Annotated in this window: 14 protein-coding genes; 11 read left to right on the forward strand and 3 right to left on the reverse strand. The window is 70.0% G+C overall.

The window, feature by feature from the left end; genetic code table 11:
* The first annotated feature begins 20 nt into the window (after positions 1-20).
* Positions 21-1,223: an acetyl-CoA C-acetyltransferase gene (locus tag ACIPY8_RS08870; RefSeq protein WP_400817087.1), complete on the forward strand. Its 1,203-nt coding sequence runs from the start codon at positions 21-23 to the stop codon at positions 1,221-1,223.
* 21 nt (positions 1,224-1,244) lie between these two features.
* Here the strand turns inward: ACIPY8_RS08870 and ACIPY8_RS08875 are convergent, their stop codons facing one another.
* Both ACIPY8_RS08875 and ACIPY8_RS08880 read right to left on the reverse strand, forming a co-directional pair.
* Complete coding sequence (locus ACIPY8_RS08875; protein WP_400817089.1) at positions 1,245-1,523, reverse strand: hypothetical protein; 279 nt, start codon at positions 1,521-1,523, stop codon at positions 1,245-1,247.
* A complete protein-coding gene (locus ACIPY8_RS08880; RefSeq protein ID WP_400817091.1) occupies positions 1,520-2,737 on the reverse strand; it encodes a PLP-dependent aminotransferase family protein in 1,218 nt (405 codons plus the stop codon). Before ACIPY8_RS08880 ends, ACIPY8_RS08875 begins: the two co-directional genes overlap by 4 nt.
* 241 nt (positions 2,738-2,978) lie before the next feature.
* Here ACIPY8_RS08880 and ACIPY8_RS08885 point away from each other — a divergent pair, with 241 nt between their 5' ends.
* The 7 genes from ACIPY8_RS08885 to ilvC are packed head-to-tail and all read left to right on the forward strand — an operon-like array spanning position 2,979 to position 11,725.
* Positions 2,979-4,250, forward strand: a complete 1,272-nt coding sequence (locus ACIPY8_RS08885) for an MFS transporter (RefSeq protein ID WP_400817093.1) — start codon at positions 2,979-2,981, stop codon at positions 4,248-4,250.
* 48 nt (positions 4,251-4,298) lie between these two features.
* A complete protein-coding gene (locus ACIPY8_RS08890) occupies positions 4,299-5,708 on the forward strand; it encodes a trehalose-6-phosphate synthase (protein ID WP_400817095.1) in 1,410 nt (469 codons plus the stop codon).
* A 46-nt stretch (positions 5,709-5,754) separates the two neighbouring features.
* On the forward strand, positions 5,755-6,552 hold the full coding sequence (gene otsB / locus ACIPY8_RS08895; protein ID WP_400817097.1) for a trehalose-phosphatase: 798 nt from the start codon (positions 5,755-5,757) through the stop codon (positions 6,550-6,552).
* A 9-nt stretch (positions 6,553-6,561) separates the two neighbouring features.
* Complete coding sequence (gene ilvD / locus ACIPY8_RS08900) at positions 6,562-8,280, forward strand: dihydroxy-acid dehydratase (protein WP_400817099.1); 1,719 nt, start codon at positions 6,562-6,564, stop codon at positions 8,278-8,280.
* Between the two features lie 60 nt (positions 8,281-8,340).
* Positions 8,341-10,143 (forward strand): acetolactate synthase large subunit, encoded by a 1,803-nt coding sequence (locus ACIPY8_RS08905; RefSeq protein WP_400817101.1) that lies wholly within the window; start codon positions 8,341-8,343, stop codon positions 10,141-10,143.
* Positions 10,144-10,145: 2 nt separating this feature from the next.
* The gene (gene ilvN, locus ACIPY8_RS08910) at positions 10,146-10,655 is read left to right on the forward strand and encodes an acetolactate synthase small subunit (protein ID WP_400817103.1); all 510 of its coding nucleotides are present in this window, start codon (positions 10,146-10,148) and stop codon (positions 10,653-10,655) included.
* 41 nt (positions 10,656-10,696) lie between these two features.
* Positions 10,697-11,725, forward strand: coding sequence for a ketol-acid reductoisomerase (gene ilvC, locus ACIPY8_RS08915; protein WP_400817105.1), 1,029 nt, complete (start codon positions 10,697-10,699; stop codon positions 11,723-11,725).
* 66 nt (positions 11,726-11,791) lie between these two features.
* Here ilvC and ACIPY8_RS08920 read toward each other — a convergent pair whose 3' ends face one another.
* Complete coding sequence (locus ACIPY8_RS08920) at positions 11,792-12,727, reverse strand: hypothetical protein (protein WP_400817107.1); 936 nt, start codon at positions 12,725-12,727, stop codon at positions 11,792-11,794.
* 76 nt (positions 12,728-12,803) lie between these two features.
* Between ACIPY8_RS08920 and ACIPY8_RS08925 the strand changes: the two genes are divergently transcribed.
* The 3 genes from ACIPY8_RS08925 to serA all read left to right on the forward strand — a co-directional run bounded on the left by ACIPY8_RS08925 (position 12,804) and on the right by serA (position 15,388).
* Entirely contained in the window at positions 12,804-13,337 is a 534-nt protein-coding gene (locus ACIPY8_RS08925) for a hypothetical protein (RefSeq protein WP_400817109.1), read from the forward strand.
* A complete protein-coding gene (locus ACIPY8_RS08930) occupies positions 13,334-13,663 on the forward strand; it encodes a hypothetical protein (RefSeq protein WP_400817111.1) in 330 nt (109 codons plus the stop codon). The genes ACIPY8_RS08925 and ACIPY8_RS08930 overlap by 4 nt, the downstream gene beginning before the upstream one ends.
* A gap of 120 nt (positions 13,664-13,783) precedes the next feature.
* Positions 13,784-15,388 (forward strand): phosphoglycerate dehydrogenase, encoded by a 1,605-nt coding sequence (serA, locus tag ACIPY8_RS08935; RefSeq protein WP_400817113.1) that lies wholly within the window; start codon positions 13,784-13,786, stop codon positions 15,386-15,388.
* Positions 15,389-15,405: the final 17 nt, after the last annotated feature.

Consider the following 15,405-nt stretch of genomic DNA (forward strand, 5'->3'; position numbering starts at 1 on the left):
GCATCAGGAAGGATGCCCCCATGAACGCCGCACCCGCACCGTCCGCTCAGGACGTCGTCATCGTCGCCGCCGCTCGCACTCCGCAGGGGCGGCTCAAGGGGCAGCTCTCGAGCTTCTCGGCCCCGGAGCTCGGCGCCTTCGCGATCCGCGGAGCGCTCGCGCAGGGCGCGGTCGACCCGGGCGACGTGGATGCCGTGATCGTCGGACAGGTCCTCGCCGCGGGCTCGGGGCAGAACGCCGCCCGGCAGGCCTCGATCGGCGCCGGCATCGGCTGGGACGTCCCGGCGCACTCGGTGAACAAGGTGTGCCTTTCGGGGCTGACAGCCGTGATCGACGCGGCGCGGATGATCAGGACGGGCGACGCCGAGGTCGTGGTCGCTGCCGGTATGGAATCGATGACGCGCGCGCCGCACCTGCTCATGGGATCTCGTGACGGCTGGACCTACGGCAGCGTCGAGGTGCTCGACCACATGGCCTACGACGGCCTCACGGACGCGTACGACCGCGAGAGCATGGGCGCGTCGACCGAGCGGCACAACGCCCGATACGAACTCACGCGCGAGGCGCAGGACACGGTGGCGGCGCTCTCGCACCAGCGCGCGTCCGCGGCGCAGGGCTCCGGAGTGTTCGACGCCGAGATAGTGGCCGTCACGGTGCCGCAGCGTCGCGGCGAGCCGATCGTCGTCACCGCCGACGAGGGCGTCCGCCCCGACACCACCGTCGAGTCCCTGGCCGGACTGCGCGCGGCCTTCGCCGAGGGCGGATCCATCACCGCGGGCAACTCCTCGCAGATCTCGGACGGCGCGTCGGCGGTGGTCGTGACGAGCCGGGGGCGCGCGACCGCGGAGGGCTGGCCGGTGCTCGTCTCCGTCGGCGCCGGAGGACAGACCGCGGGACCCGACAACTCGCTCCAGGCCCAGCCGGCACGGGCCATCGAACAGGCGTGCGCCCGACAGGGCATCACCCCGGCAGATCTCGACCTCGTGGAGATCAACGAGGCCTTCGGCGCGGTCGTCGCGCGGTCGCAGGTCGAGCTCGGACTGGACGCCGACATCGTGAACATCCACGGCGGCGGCATCGCGATCGGTCATCCGATCGGGGCCTCGGGCAACCGGCTCGTCGTCCACGTCGCGCATGAGCTCGCGCGCCGGGGCGGCGGGGTCGCCGCCGTGGGCCTGTGCGGCGGCGGCGGTCAGGGCGAAGCGCTCATCCTCACGCGCTGAGCCACGCGTCGGGGGAGGGGCTCAGCGACGCGAACGCTTGAGCTCCTTGTTGAAGTTCTTCTCCTGCTTGGAGACGTCCTTCTGCTGCTTGGCGTAGAGGGGGGAGTCCTCCGACACGGGACGGCCGCGGTTGTAGCGGCGCGTGTCGATCACGGCTCCGATCGCCAGGGCGAAGGTGATCGCCCAACTGACCCAGGCGAGTACGGCGCGCCACGTGATCTTCGTCTCGCGCGAACCGCGCAGCAGGGACACGCCCGACATGATCGCGCCCAGGAGTCCTGTTCCCGTGAGGTAGTTCATGCCTTCACGCTACCCGGGGTCGCCCACGCCGCGCCCAGCCTTGACAAGCCGACGCGGATCCGGTCAGGGGCGTACGTCGTGAACGACAGGCGCAGCGCTCGCTCGTCGGGAACTCCGGCGAAGAACGGCGCTCCCGGCACGTAGGCGACGTCGCGGGCCAGGACGCGCGCGAGCTCCTGCGTGGCATCCATGCCCTCGGGCAGTCGCGCCCAGACGAACATGCCGCCGTCCGGGCTGTTCCAGGTGCTGCCGGCGGGGAGCGCTGCCGGCAGGGCGTCGAGCATCGCGTCACGCCGTTCGGCATACGCGGCACGGATGCCGTTCAGCGCCGCCTCACCGCGCCCCGACCCCAGGTAGTGCGCGGCTGCGGCCTGGTCGATGGTCGAGGTGTGCAGGTCGGCGGCCTGCTTCGCGATCGTGACCGTCGGACGGATGTCGGGCGTCGTGCGGATCCAGCCGATCCGCAGCCCCGGCGCGATCACCTTCGAGAAGCTGCCGAGACTCACCGTGTGCTCCGGAGCGAAGCCTGCGATCGACGGCAGACTCTCGCCGCTGTACCGCAGCTGCCGGTAGGGCTCGTCCTCGATGATGCGGAAGCCGTGGGTCTGAGCCGCCTCCGCGATCCGCCGTCGGGCCTCGGTCCCGTGCGTGCGCCCCGTCGGGTTCTGGAACGTCGGCACGGTGTAGAAGAACTTCGGACGGTGCTCGACTGCCAGTGCGTGCAGAGCGTCGATGTCGAGCTCGTCGTCGACGGTGGGGACGCCGATGACCCGGGCGCCGGCGAGCGCGAAGGTCTGCAGCGCCGCGAGATAGCAGGGCTCCTCGACGAGGATCGTGTCGCCGGGGTCGAGGAGAGCGGTCGAGAGGAGGCCGAGCCCCTGCTGCGACCCGGTCGTGATGAGGATCTCGGAGGGCGTGGTCGTCAACCCGTCGACCGTGTACCGGCGCGCGACCTCCTCACGGAGCAGCGGGTCGCCCTCCGAGGTCGAGTACTGCAGCACGGCGGGGGAGCGGAGCACGGCGTCGTACGCGGCGCGGATGCCGTCGAGGTCGAAGAGCTCGGGCGCAGGCAGCCCTCCGGCGAAGGAGATGACCTCGGGGCGGGTCGTGAGCGCCAGGAGGTCGCGGACGGGCGAGGTCCGCGCGGCGCCGGCGCGGACCGAGCGCTCGGGCAACCGGGAGGAGGCGGGCGCGGCGGTGAGGATCTCGGGCATGGTCAGGAGCTCCTCTTCGCGTGACGGGTGCACCCACCCTACTGCCCGCGGACTCCTCGCTCTGGCGGCACCGATCTCCCCGCGCGGGGATCCGCCCTCGTCCCAGCCCTCTCACGGAGGCGACCCGCTACGATGGGTGGGTCGCGGCTCGTCCGCGGCCGCACCCGTGTATCTACCGGCCGTCGGCTCCCCGGCGGACAGCGGCGGCACCCGACCCCGCGTCCGCGGACGCGCGAGAGCCATGACACACGCCACATCCTCGTCCTCGTCGACCACCTCCGATCCGGCCGCCGAGCAGCCGAATCTCCTCCGCCTCGCGGGTCTCCCGTACTTCGTGATCGCGTTCGTCGCGCGCCTGCCGTTCGCCATGATGGTCGTCGGCGTGCTCACCGTCGTCGTCTCCGCCCGCGGATCGCTCTCCCTCGGCGGGCTGACCTCCGCCGCCGTCGGGCTCGGCACCGCCTGCTTCGGGCCGCTGCTGGGGGCGGCCGCCGATCGCTTCGGGCAGCGCCTCGTGCTGCTCGTCCTGGCGATCGCGAACGGCGCCATGCTGCTGCTCTTCACGCTGGTGGTCTACGGCGACGCCGTCGACGCGCTCGTACTGCTCTCCGCCTTCGGGATCGGCGCGACCGCTCCGCAGGTCGCACCGATGTCGCGGTCTCGCCTCGTCACGATCATCACCGACCGGATGCCCGAGAGCATTCGATCGCGCACGATCTCGGGGACCATGGCCTACGAGTCGGCCGCCGACGAGACCGTCTTCGTGTTCGGGCCGTTCCTCGTCGGCATCCTCGCCTCCGCGCTCGCGCCCTGGGCACCGCTCGTCGGCGCGGCGGCGCTGACCGTGCTGTTCGTCGGCGCGTTCGCGCTGCACCCGAGCGGCCGGGTGGTGTCGGTGCACCGCGGCGCCGATGGTCGCGCGCCGTCCTCGACATCCGAGCTGTTCGACCTGCGGGTGCTGGTCGTCGTCCTCGGCATCCTCGGCGTCGGGATCTTCTTCGGCACCATGCTCACCTCGCTCACCTCGTTCATGGCGGATCGCGGGGCCTCCGAGCAGGCCGGACTCCTGTACGGCGTGATGGGCGTGGGATCGGCGATCCTCGCGCTCGGTGTGGCGTGGCTTCCCGCGCGATTCACGCTGCGCGCGCGCTGGCTCGTGTTCTCGGGCATCCTGCTCGCGGGATCACTCCTGCTGCTGGTCGTCGACGCTCCGGGCACCATGATGCTCGCGCTCGCCATCATGGGCATCGGCATCGGACCGACGCTCGTGACCCAGTACAGCCTCGGCGCCGCACGGAGCCCGCTCGGCCGCTCGGCCACCGTCATGACGATGCTCGGCTCCGGGGTGATCGTCGGACAGTCCCTCGGCGCGGCGGTGGCGGGCGAACTCGCCGAGAGCCTCGGCACCGGGGCGGCGCTGCTCCTTCCGATCGCCGCCGCGGCCATAGCCTTCGTCGCCGCGCTCGTCAACTGGCCTCTGAGCGCCACGCGACCTCGCGTAGCCTCGGTCTGAGCCTCTGTAGCCTGAGGAGCACCGCACCGCACCGACTGGAGACCCGCCATGCCCGCCGCAGAATTCGTCGTCGTCGCCAACCGCCTCCCCGTCGACCGGATCATCGGGGCGGACGGCGAGGAGGAGTGGCGGACGTCCCCCGGCGGGCTCGTGGCGGCGCTCGAGCCCATGATGCGTCACGCCCGCGGAGCCTGGGTGGGCTGGCCCGGACAAGCCGATCTCGAACTCGAGCCGCTGGAGATCAACGGGATCGACCTCATCCCGATCGCGCTGAGCGCGCAGGAGATCGCGGACTACTACGAGGGCTTCGCGAACGACACGATCTGGCCGCTGTACCACGACGTGATCGCGCCACCGCAGTACCACCGAGAGTGGTGGGACGCCTATGCGCGCGTCAACCGCCGGTTCGCGGAGGCGGCTGCGGCGGCGGTCGCGCCCGAGGGAACGGTGTGGGTGCACGACTACCAGCTGCAGCTCGTGCCGCAGATGGTCCGCGAGCTGCGACCGGACGTCACGATCGGCTACTTCCACCACATCCCGTTCCCGGCGCACGGACTCTACGCGCAGCTCCCGTGGCGCGACCAGGTGCTGAGCGGACTGCTCGGCGCCGATGTCATCGGCTTCCAGCGCGCGCAGGACGCGACGTACTTCCTCACGGCGGTGCGCCGTCGGCTCAAGTACGAGGTCAAGGGCGCGGCCGTGACGGTCCCCGACGCCGAGGGCGGCACACGCACAGCGGTCGCCAGGGCCTTCCCGATCTCGATCGACACGGCTCCGTACCTCGAGCTCGCGGCGCGTCCCGAGGTGCAGGCGCGCGCGGCCGAGATCCGCGAGAGTCTCGGAAATCCCGCGAAGATCCTGCTCGGCGTCGACCGCCTCGACTACACCAAGGGCATCCGTCACCGCATCAAGGCCTACGGCGAGCTCCTGGAGGACGGCCGGCTGCACGTCGAGGACGCCACCCTCGTGCAGGTGGCGAGCCCGAGCCGCGAGCGCGTCGACGCCTACGTGCACCTGCGCGACGAGATCGAGCTCGCGGTCGGGCGCATCAACGGCGACCACGACACCATGGGTCACACGGCCATCCGGTACCTGCACCAGGGCTACCCGCGCGAGGAGATGGTCGCCCTGTACCTCGCCGCCGATGTCATGCTCGTGACCGCCCTGCGCGACGGCATGAACCTCGTCGCCAAGGAGTACGTCGCGACGCGGGCCGACAACCGCGGGGTGCTCGTGCTCAGCGAGTTCACCGGCGCGGCGGACGAGCTGCGTCAGGCCGTGCGGGTGAATCCGCACGACATCGCAGGCCTCAAGGACGCGATCATGACGGCGGTGGAGATGTCGCCGGCCGAGCAGAGCAAGCGGATGCGGTCGCTGCGGCGCCGCGTGCTCGAGAACGACGTCGACGCCTGGTCGTCGTCGTTCCTCGCCGCGCTCGCGGAGGTCAGAGGGCGCTGACGGAGGCGGCCATACTGGAGGGACACCCGCCTCGATTGGAGACCCTGTGACCCGCTCCTGGACCCCTGGCACGTCGGATGCCGCGCTGAGCGCGATCGCCGCCACACCGCGACTCGTCGTCGCGTTGGACTTCGACGGCACAGCCTCCCCGCTGGTGCCGGACCCCATGGCGGCGCGGGCTCTGCCCGAGGTCGCGGAGCAGGTCCACCGTCTCGCCGCGCTGCCGGACACCGTCGTGGCGTACGTGTCCGGGCGGAGCATGCACGATCTGCGGATCATCACCGAGCACACCGACGACTCGCTGATCGCCCTGGCCGGGTCGCACGGAGCGCAGTACTGGTACCCCGGGATGGGGCACGCGGAGTCGACGGGGCCGGACACGGCCGACGGTGCCCGCGAGGAGCTCTGGGCCGCCGCACGACCGATCATCGATCGCTACGAGGGTGCCGAGCTCGAGCCCAAGACGTTCGGCATGGGCGTGCACACCCGCACCGCCACGCGCGAGGTGGAGACCGCGGTGTTCGCCGAGATCGACGCCCTCGTGGCCGAGCGCTTCCCGCACTGGCGGCGCCGGTCGGGGCACCGCGTGCTCGAGTTCTCCTCCCGCACAGAGGGCAAGGATGCGGCGATGGCCGCGCTTCGCGAGCACTTCGACGCCACGGCGATCCTGTTCGCGGGCGACGACGTCACCGACGAGGACGCCATGCGCGTGCTCGAGGGCGACGACCTGGGTGTGCGCGTCGGCCCGGGGGAGAGCGCGGCGCAGCTCCGTGTGGAGAACCCACAGGAGATCGCCCTGCTTCTGGGAGCGCTCGCGGACGAGCGTTCCGCTCGTCGGGAATAGACTTCCGTCATGTCCTCGCTCGAGTCCGCATCCCACGAGTCCATCGACATCAAACCGCGCAGCCGCGTCGTCACCGACGGCATCGAGGCGACGACCTCGCGCGGCATGCTCCGCGCCGTCGGCATGGGCGACGCCGACTGGGACAAGCCGCAGATCGGCATCGCCTCCAGCTGGAACGAGATCACGCCCTGCAACCTGAGCCTCGACCGCCTCGCACAGGGGGCGAAGGAAGGCGTCCACTCCGGGGGAGGGTACCCGCTGCAGTTCGGGACGATCTCGGTCTCCGACGGCATCTCGATGGGGCACGAGGGCATGCACTTCTCGCTCGTCTCCCGCGAGGTGATCGCCGACTCCGTCGAGACGGTCATGATGGCGGAGCGCCTCGACGGCTCCGTGCTGCTCGCGGGCTGCGACAAGTCGATCCCCGGGATGCTCATGGCCAGCGCGCGCCTCGACCTGTCGAGCGTGTTCCTCTACGCGGGCTCGATCGCTCCCGGCTGGGTCAAGCTCTCGGACGGCACCGAGAAGGACGTCACGATCATCGACTCCTTCGAGGCGGTCGGCGCCTGCCGTGCCGGCCTCATGAGCGAGGAGGACCTCAAGCGGATCGAATGCGCCATCGCACCCGGTGAGGGCGCGTGCGGCGGCATGTACACCGCGAACACCATGGCCTCGGTGGCGGAGGCCCTGGGGCTCAGCCTCCCGGGCTCCGCGGCCCCGCCCGCGGCCGACCGTCGGCGCGACTACTTCGCCCACCGCTCCGGCGAGGCCGTCGTCAACCTGCTCCGCCAGGGGATCACGACGCGCGACATCCTCACGCCCGAGGCCTTCGAGAACGCCATCGCCCTCGCGATGGCGCTCGGCGGCTCCACCAACGTCGTGCTGCACCTGCTCGCGATCGCCCGCGAGGCCGAGGTGGAGCTGAGCCTGCACGACTTCAACCGCATCGGCGACAAGGTGCCCCACGTGGCCGACATGAAGCCGTTCGGCAAGTACGTCATGAACGACGTCGACCGTCACGGCGGCATCCCCGTCATCATGAAGGCGATGCTCGACGAGGGTCTGCTGCACGGCGACGCGCTCACCGTGACCGGCAAGACGCTCGCCGAGAACCTCGCCGAGCTCGACCCGCACCCGATCGACGGCGAGGTCATCCACACGTTCGACAACCCGATCCACGCGACCGGCGGCCTGACGATCCTGCACGGATCGCTGGCTCCCGAGGGCGCCGTGGTCAAGACCGCGGGCTTCGACGCCGCCGTGTTCGAGGGCCCGGCCCGGGTGTTCGAGCGCGAGCGCGCCGCGATGGACGCGGTGGCGAACGGCGAGATCGACAAGGGCGCCGTGATCGTCATCCGGTACGAGGGACCCAAGGGCGGACCGGGTATGCGCGAGATGCTCGCGATCACCGCCGCCATCAAGGGCGCTGGGCTCGGAAAAGATGTACTACTCTTGACGGACGGACGATTCTCAGGCGGCACAACCGGCCTGTGCATCGGCCACATAGCACCCGAAGCGGTGGACGCAGGTCCCATCGCCTTCGTGCGCGATGGTGATCTGATACGGGTCGATATCGCAGCTCGCTCTCTCGATCTACTCGTCGATGAGGCGGAGCTCGCCTCCCGCCGCTCTGGCTGGGAGCCGCTTCCCCCGCGCTATACCCGTGGCGTCCTTGCCAAGTACTCGCGTCTCGTGCGGTCCGCCGCCGAGGGCGCGACGACCGGCTGATCAACGTCGGACCGCCTCTCCGGCATCCGACGTCATCCGCAGACCACCAGAAGGAAAGTCATGACTGCTGACTCCGTCTCGGCCGTGCCGAGGCCCCCCGCACCCAAGTCCGCCGCGCCCGAGATCACGGGCGCCGAGGCCGTCGTCCGGACGCTCGAGCTCCTCGGTGTGACCGATGTCTTCGGCCTCCCCGGCGGCGCCATCCTGCCCGTGTACGACCCGCTCATGGACGCCGAGGCGCTCCGGCACATCCTCGTGCGTCACGAGCAGGGCGCAGGCCACGCGGCCGAGGGCTACGCCTCCGCGTCCGGCAAGGTGGGCGTGTGCATCGCCACGTCGGGACCCGGTGCGACGAACCTCGTCACGGCGATCGCGGACGCGTACATGGACTCCGTGCCGCTCCTCGCGATCACCGGGCAGGTGTTCTCGACCCTCATGGGCACCGACGCGTTCCAGGAGGCCGACATCGTCGGCATCACCATGCCGGTCACGAAGCACTCCTTCCTCGTGAAGGATGCAGCTGAGATCCCCGGCGCGATCGCCGCGGCCTACGAGATCGCGTCGACCGGCCGCCCCGGCCCAGTGCTCGTCGACATCACCAAGGACGCGCAGCAGAACGTGGCGCCGTTCGTCTGGCCGCCCAAGTTCGACCTGCCCGGCTACCGTCCCGTCACCAAGGCGCACGGCAAGCAGATCCAGGCCGCGGCGGCCCTGCTCGCCGAGTCGAAGAAGCCGGTCCTCTACGTGGGCGGCGGTGTCGTGCGCGGCAAGGCGTCGGCCGAGCTGCTCGACCTCGCCGAGACCACGGGAGCTCCCGTCGTCACCACGCTCATGGCGCGCGGTGCATTCCCCGACTCCCACCAGCAGCACCTCGGGATGCCGGGGATGCACGGCACGGTTCCCGCGGTGCTCGCGCTGCAGGAGGCCGATCTGATCGTCTCGCTCGGCGCGCGGTTCGACGACCGCGTCACGGGCAAGGCGGCGCTCTTCGCCCCGAACGCCAAGGTCGTGCACGTCGACATCGACCCGGCGGAGATCTCCAAGATCCGCACGGCCGACGTCCCGATCGTGGGCGATGTCCGTGACGTCCTGATCGACCTCGAGACCGCGTTCCGCGGGGCGATCGGCACGGCGAAGCCCGACACCGAGGAATGGTGGTCGTACCTCGACGGACTGCGCACCGAGTTCCCGCTCGGCTTCACGCCGCCCACCGACGGGCTCCTGGCGCCGCAGCACGTGATCCAGCGGATCGGCGAGCTCACCGGTCCCGAGGGCATCTACGCGGCGGGCGTGGGACAGCACCAGATGTGGGCGGCGCAGTTCATCAAGTACGAGCGTCCCAATGCCTGGCTGAACTCCGGGGGAGCGGGGACGATGGGCTACTCGGTGCCCGCGGCCATGGGGGCGAAGGTCGCCGAGCCCGATCGCGTCGTGTGGTCGATCGACGGCGACGGATGCTTCCAGATGACCAACCAGGAGCTCGCGACCTGCGCGATCAACAACATCCCGATCAAGGTCGCGATCATCAACAACTCGTCGCTGGGCATGGTGCGCCAGTGGCAGACGCTGTTCTACGACGGTCGCCACTCGAACACCGACCTCAACACGGGCCACGGCACGATCCGCATCCCCGACTTCGTGAAGCTCGCCGAGGCCTACGGGTGCCTCGCGATCCGTGTGGAGAAGGAGGAGGAGGTCGACGCCGCGATCCAGCTCGCCCTCGAGACGAACGACCGCCCCGTCGTGATCGACTTCGTCGTGAGCGCCGACTCCATGGTGTGGCCGATGGTCCCTCAGGGCGTCAGCAACAGCTATGTCCAGTACGCGCGTGACCACGCGCCCGCATTCGACGAGGAGGACTGACCATGACGACGCACGTGCTGAGCCTCCTCGTGGAGGACACCCCCGGCCTGCTGACGCGAGTCGCCGGACTGTTCGCCCGCCGCGGCTTCAACATCCACTCCCTCGCCGTGGGCGTCACCGAGGTGCCGAGCATCTCGCGCATCACGGTGGTCGTCGACCTCGACGACCTTCCGCTCGAGCAGGTGACGAAGCAGCTGAACAAGCTCATCAACGTCATCAAGATCGTGGAGCTCGACTTCTCGACGTCCGTGCAGCGCGAGCACATGCTGATCAAGGTCCGCACGGACAACTCGACCCGTTCCAACGTGATCGAGGTCGTGAACCTGTTCCGCGCCTCCGTCGTCGACTACGCCTCCGATGCGCTCGTGATCGAGGTCACGGGAGACCGGGGCAAGGTCGAGGCCCTGCTCCGCGCACTCGAGCCCTTCGGAATCAAGGAGATCGCGCAGTCAGGTCTTCTCGCGATCGGCCGCGGCGGCAAGAGCATCACCGAGCGCGTCCTTCGCGGCTGATCCACCACACGTACAGAACCCCAATCAAGGAGAAAGAACCAGTGAGCACCGAGATCTTCTACGACGCCGACGCCGACCTGTCCCTCATCCAGGGCAAGAAGGTCGCGGTCGTCGGCTACGGCTCGCAGGGCCACGCCCACGCGCAGAACCTGCGCGACTCGGGCGTCGAGGTCGCCATCGCCCTCAAGGACGGCTCCAAGTCGGCCGCCAAGGCCGAGGAGGCCGGCTTCCCGGTCAAGAGCGTCGCCGACGCGACCCAGTGGGCCGACCTCATCATGATTCTCGCGCCGGACCAGCACCAGCGCACGATCTACAGCGAGTCGATCGCCCCGAACCTCACCGAGGGCAAGACGCTCGCCTTCGCGCACGGCTTCAACATCCGCTTCGGCTACATCGACGCCCCCGAGGGTGTCGACGTGATCCTCGTCGCTCCGAAGGCGCCGGGCCACACGGTTCGTCGCGAGTTCGTCGCCGGTCGCGGCATCCCGGACATCATCGCCGTCGAGCGCGACGCCTCGGGCAACGCGTGGGCGACCGCCCTGTCGTACGCCAAGGCCGTCGGCGGCACCCGCGCCGGCGTCATCAAGACGACCTTCACCGAGGAGACCGAGACCGACCTGTTCGGCGAGCAGGCCGTGCTGTGCGGCGGCATGAGCCACCTCGTGCAGGCCGGTTTCGAGACGCTCGTCGAAGCGGGCTACCAGCCGCAGATCGCGTACTTCGAGGTGCTGCACGAGCTCAAGCTCATCGTCGACCTCATGTGGGAGGGCGGCATCGCCAAGCAGCGCTGGTCGATCTCCGACACCGCCGAGTTCGGCGACTACGTCTCGGGCCCGCGCGTCATCGACGAGCGCGTCAAAGAGAGCATGAAGGGCGTCCTGTCTGACATCCAGTCGGGCGCGTTCGCCAAGCGTTTCATCGACGACCAGGACAACGGCGCCGAGGAGTTCCTGGCCCTCCGTGCCAAGGAGGAGACGCACCCGATCGAGGCCACCGGCAAGGAGCTGCGTTCGCTCTTCGCCTGGAAGCAGCAGGACGAGGACTACGTCGACGGCAGCGCCGCACGCTGACCTTCGGTCCACGAGAACGGGCCCGGTGCATCACGCACCGGGCCCGTTCGTCGTCGCGGGGAAGTCTCACTCCGCGGGAGCGGCGTCCTCGACCTGGATGGGCGCCTCGGCCGGGTCGGCCCACACCGGCGCGGGCAGCGGCGTGTCGACGGCGCCTCCCTGGATCTCGCGGAGAGCGTCGGCGATGTCCTCCGCGTTCTCGGGCACGGCGAGCCCGCAGGTGCGGAGCTCGGAGGCGAACTTCAGCGTGAGGCGGATCTTGCCGGCCTCGACGGCCTCGGCGGTCGTGCCGGTGAGCTTCTCGCTGCCGGTCTGGATGTCGGAGACCTCGTCGCACACGTGGTACACGGCTCCGCCCGCGACCCAGACGACCTCGTCCTTGCCGAGGAGCTGGATGACCGTCGACTGATCGGCCGTGTACTGCTCGACGGACGGGGGGTCGAAGTCGATGCCGAGCACGACCGCGAGGGCGGCCAGCACGATGCCGACGATGCCCGCGGTGGCCTTCTGCCCCTTGTCCATGTCCTTGTTGAGGAAGATCAGGATGATCAGCGGGAGGAAGGCGACGACCGCGATGATGGCGCCGAGCTGGTTCTGCACGAAGAAGCGGACCGTGTCGGACTTGCGTGCAGGGTGCAGGCGATTCGCCTTCTTCCACAGGATCGACCCCGTGATCGAGAGCGCCGCGATGACGACGAGCATCACCAGGAGGGTGATGAACGCCCACTGCGGGAACTGCGCGGTGGCGTTCTGGCTCTCGAGCAGACCGGTGTCCGCATCGCGCACGAACGTGCCGTCCTCGCCGACCATGACCCGTTGACGGAGGACCCAGAAGATCGCGACGGCCTCGGCGGCGATCGCGACGACCCAGAGGGCGACGGCGATCCATCGGAAGGTGGCGGCCTTCGACTTCGCCTGAGCGGTCGGCTTCCAGCCCGGAGCCGGCTCGGCGCCTGACCCGTCCGACGCCGTCACGTCGAGGTTCTCGTTCTGCTCGGCCACGGTGATCCTTCCCGCTGGGGCCCCTTCTGGCCCGGATGCCCCGAGCCTAGTGGAGTGCGTGTCCTACGCTGGAGACATGACATCCGATCCCGACGACGACGCCCTCACCTGGGACGGAGACGATGGCGCTCGGCCATCGCGGCCCGTCCCCGAGAAGGCCGCGTCCGTGACCCCGCCCGCCGGAGAGGCGTCGCTCCCCGATGGATGGAACGCGGTCGGGCGCGGCAGCGAGGCCGTCGGGCATCGTCCGGACGAGGAGTCGGGGGTGACGGATGCGGGCGCCGCGGCCGACCCCCTCATCGACGAGCACCCGCCGCTGAGCACCGCGATGCTCCTCACTCTCGGTGTCGTCGGCGGGGTCTACCTGCTGTACAGCGTCGGCTGGGTCGTCGGAGGTCTGCGCCTGAAGCCGCTCGCGAACTTCTTCGTCGCCGACGCCATGTTCCTCCCGTGGTTCGTGCTCGCGATCGCTGCTCCCGCGCTGTGGTTCCTCGCGAGCTGGGTGCTGACGCGCGGCAAGGCGGCGTGGATCCGGATCGGGGTGCTCCTGCTCGGCGTGGTGCTCCTCGTGCCGTGGCCGTTCGTGACGGTGGGGGCGATCGGGTCATGAGCGAGACGACCGTGCGGACGTCTTCCGCCTCACCGCGCTGGATCACCGGGCTCGTGCTCGGGCTCGCCGGCCTCTTCTACGCCTATGCGATCTGGAACGCGGTCGCCCATCTGATCACCATGGCCCAGAGCGGGCTCGACACCGCCGGCTGGGTGACGCTCGTGTTCGGGGTCGTCTTCCCCGCGATCGTGTTCGTGTTCGCCTACCTGATCGGCCGTCGACGTCGGGCCGGCGAGCTCGCGCTGGCGCTCCTCGCGGGCCTCGGAGTCGTGGCGGTCTTCTGGCTGAGCCTCATCGCGTACAGCCTCACTCTCGCGACGGGCTGACGTCGTCGCCGGGCGTCACACGTCGCGGGCGGCACTGCGCGCTCGGGTACAGTTGACGTGATCGCGCCCCCACGGTGTGCGGCGCATCGGCCCCTCTGTCGCTGCCCCGAAGGATCCACTGTGCCGAAGCCCGTCGTGCTCATCGCCGAAGTTCTCTCTCCCGCCACGATCGAGGCCCTGGGCCCGGACTTCGACGTCCGGCACGTCGACGGCACCGACCGCGACGCCCTGTTCGCGGCGCTCGCGGAGGCGAACGCCGTCCTCATCCGCTCGGCGACGCAGATCGACGAGGAGGCGCTGTCGCACGCGCCGAAGCTCAAGGTCGTCGCCCGCGCCGGCGTGGGCCTCGACAACGTCGACATCAAGGCCGCGACGGCCGCCGGCGTCATGGTCGTGAACGCGCCCACCTCGAACATCGTCTCGGCCGCGGAGCTGACGGTCGGGCACATCCTCAGCCTCGCCCGTCGCATCCCCGCCGCCCACGCGTCGTTGTCCGCCGGCCAGTGGAAGCGCAGCTCGTTCACCGGCGCCGAGCTGTTCGAGAAGACGGTCGGCATCGTCGGCCTCGGACGCATCGGCGCGCTCGTCGCGGCGCGCCTCGCGGCCTTCGACATGCGTGTCGTCGCCTACGACCCCTACGTGACGTCGGCACGGGCGCAGCAGCTCGGCGTGCAGCTGCTGTCGCTCGACGAGCTCGTCGCCGAGGCCGACTTCCTCACGATCCACATGCCGAAGACCCCCGAGACCACGGGCATGATCGGCGCCGAGCAGTTCGCCGCCATGAAGCCGACCGCCTTCGTCGTGAACGTGGCGCGCGGCGGCCTGATCGACGAGGAGGCCCTGCACGAGGCCCTCGTCGCGGGAGAGATCGCGGGCGCGGGTCTCGATGTCTTCACCTCCGAGCCCCCGGCGGAGGGCGGCTCGGCTCGTCCGCTGCTCGACCTGCCCAATGTCGTCGTCACGCCGCACCTGGGCGCCAGCACCGAGGAGGCGCAGGAGAAGGCCGGCGTCTCGGTCGCGAAGTCCGTGCGTCTCGCGCTCGGCGGCGACCTCGTGCCCGACGCCGTGAACGTCGCCGGGGGTGTCATCGACCCCTACGTGCGCCCCGGCATCTCGCTGGTCGAGAAGCTCGGGCAGATCTTCGCGGCCCTCGCCACGTCGCCTCTCACCAGTCTCGACGTCGAGGTGCACGGCGAGCTCAACGACTACGACGTCAGCGTGCTCAAGCTCGCGGCGCTCAAGGGCGTCTTCACGAACATCGTGAGCGAGACCGTGTCGTACGTGAACGCGCCGCTGCTGGCGGACCAGCGCGGCATCGCGGTGCGTCTGCTCAAGGACGACGTCAGCGACGAGTACCGCAACGTGATCACGCTGAGCGGCGCGCTGTCCGACGGTTCGCAGCTGTCGGTGTCGGGCACGCTGACGGGACCGAAGCAGACCGAGAAGCTCATCGGCATCAACGACCACGCGCTCGAGCTGCCGATCGAGAAGCACCACGTCGTGATGCTCTACACCGACCGTCCCGGCATCGTCGCGGTCTACGGGCAGAAGTTCGGCGAGGCGGGGATCAACATCGCCGGCATGCAGATCGGTCGCCTCGCGGCCGGCGACCAGGCGCTCAGCGTGCTCACGCTGGACTCGCCCGTGTCGGACGAGCTGCTCGACGACGTGCGCCACGCGATCGACGCCGACCTGTTCCGTCAGATCGAGATCACCGAGGTCTGACGCTCCGGACGTCGACG

Source organism: Microbacterium sp. NPDC089696, from assembly GCF_044749125.1.
Classification (GTDB): domain Bacteria; phylum Actinomycetota; class Actinomycetes; order Actinomycetales; family Microbacteriaceae; genus Microbacterium.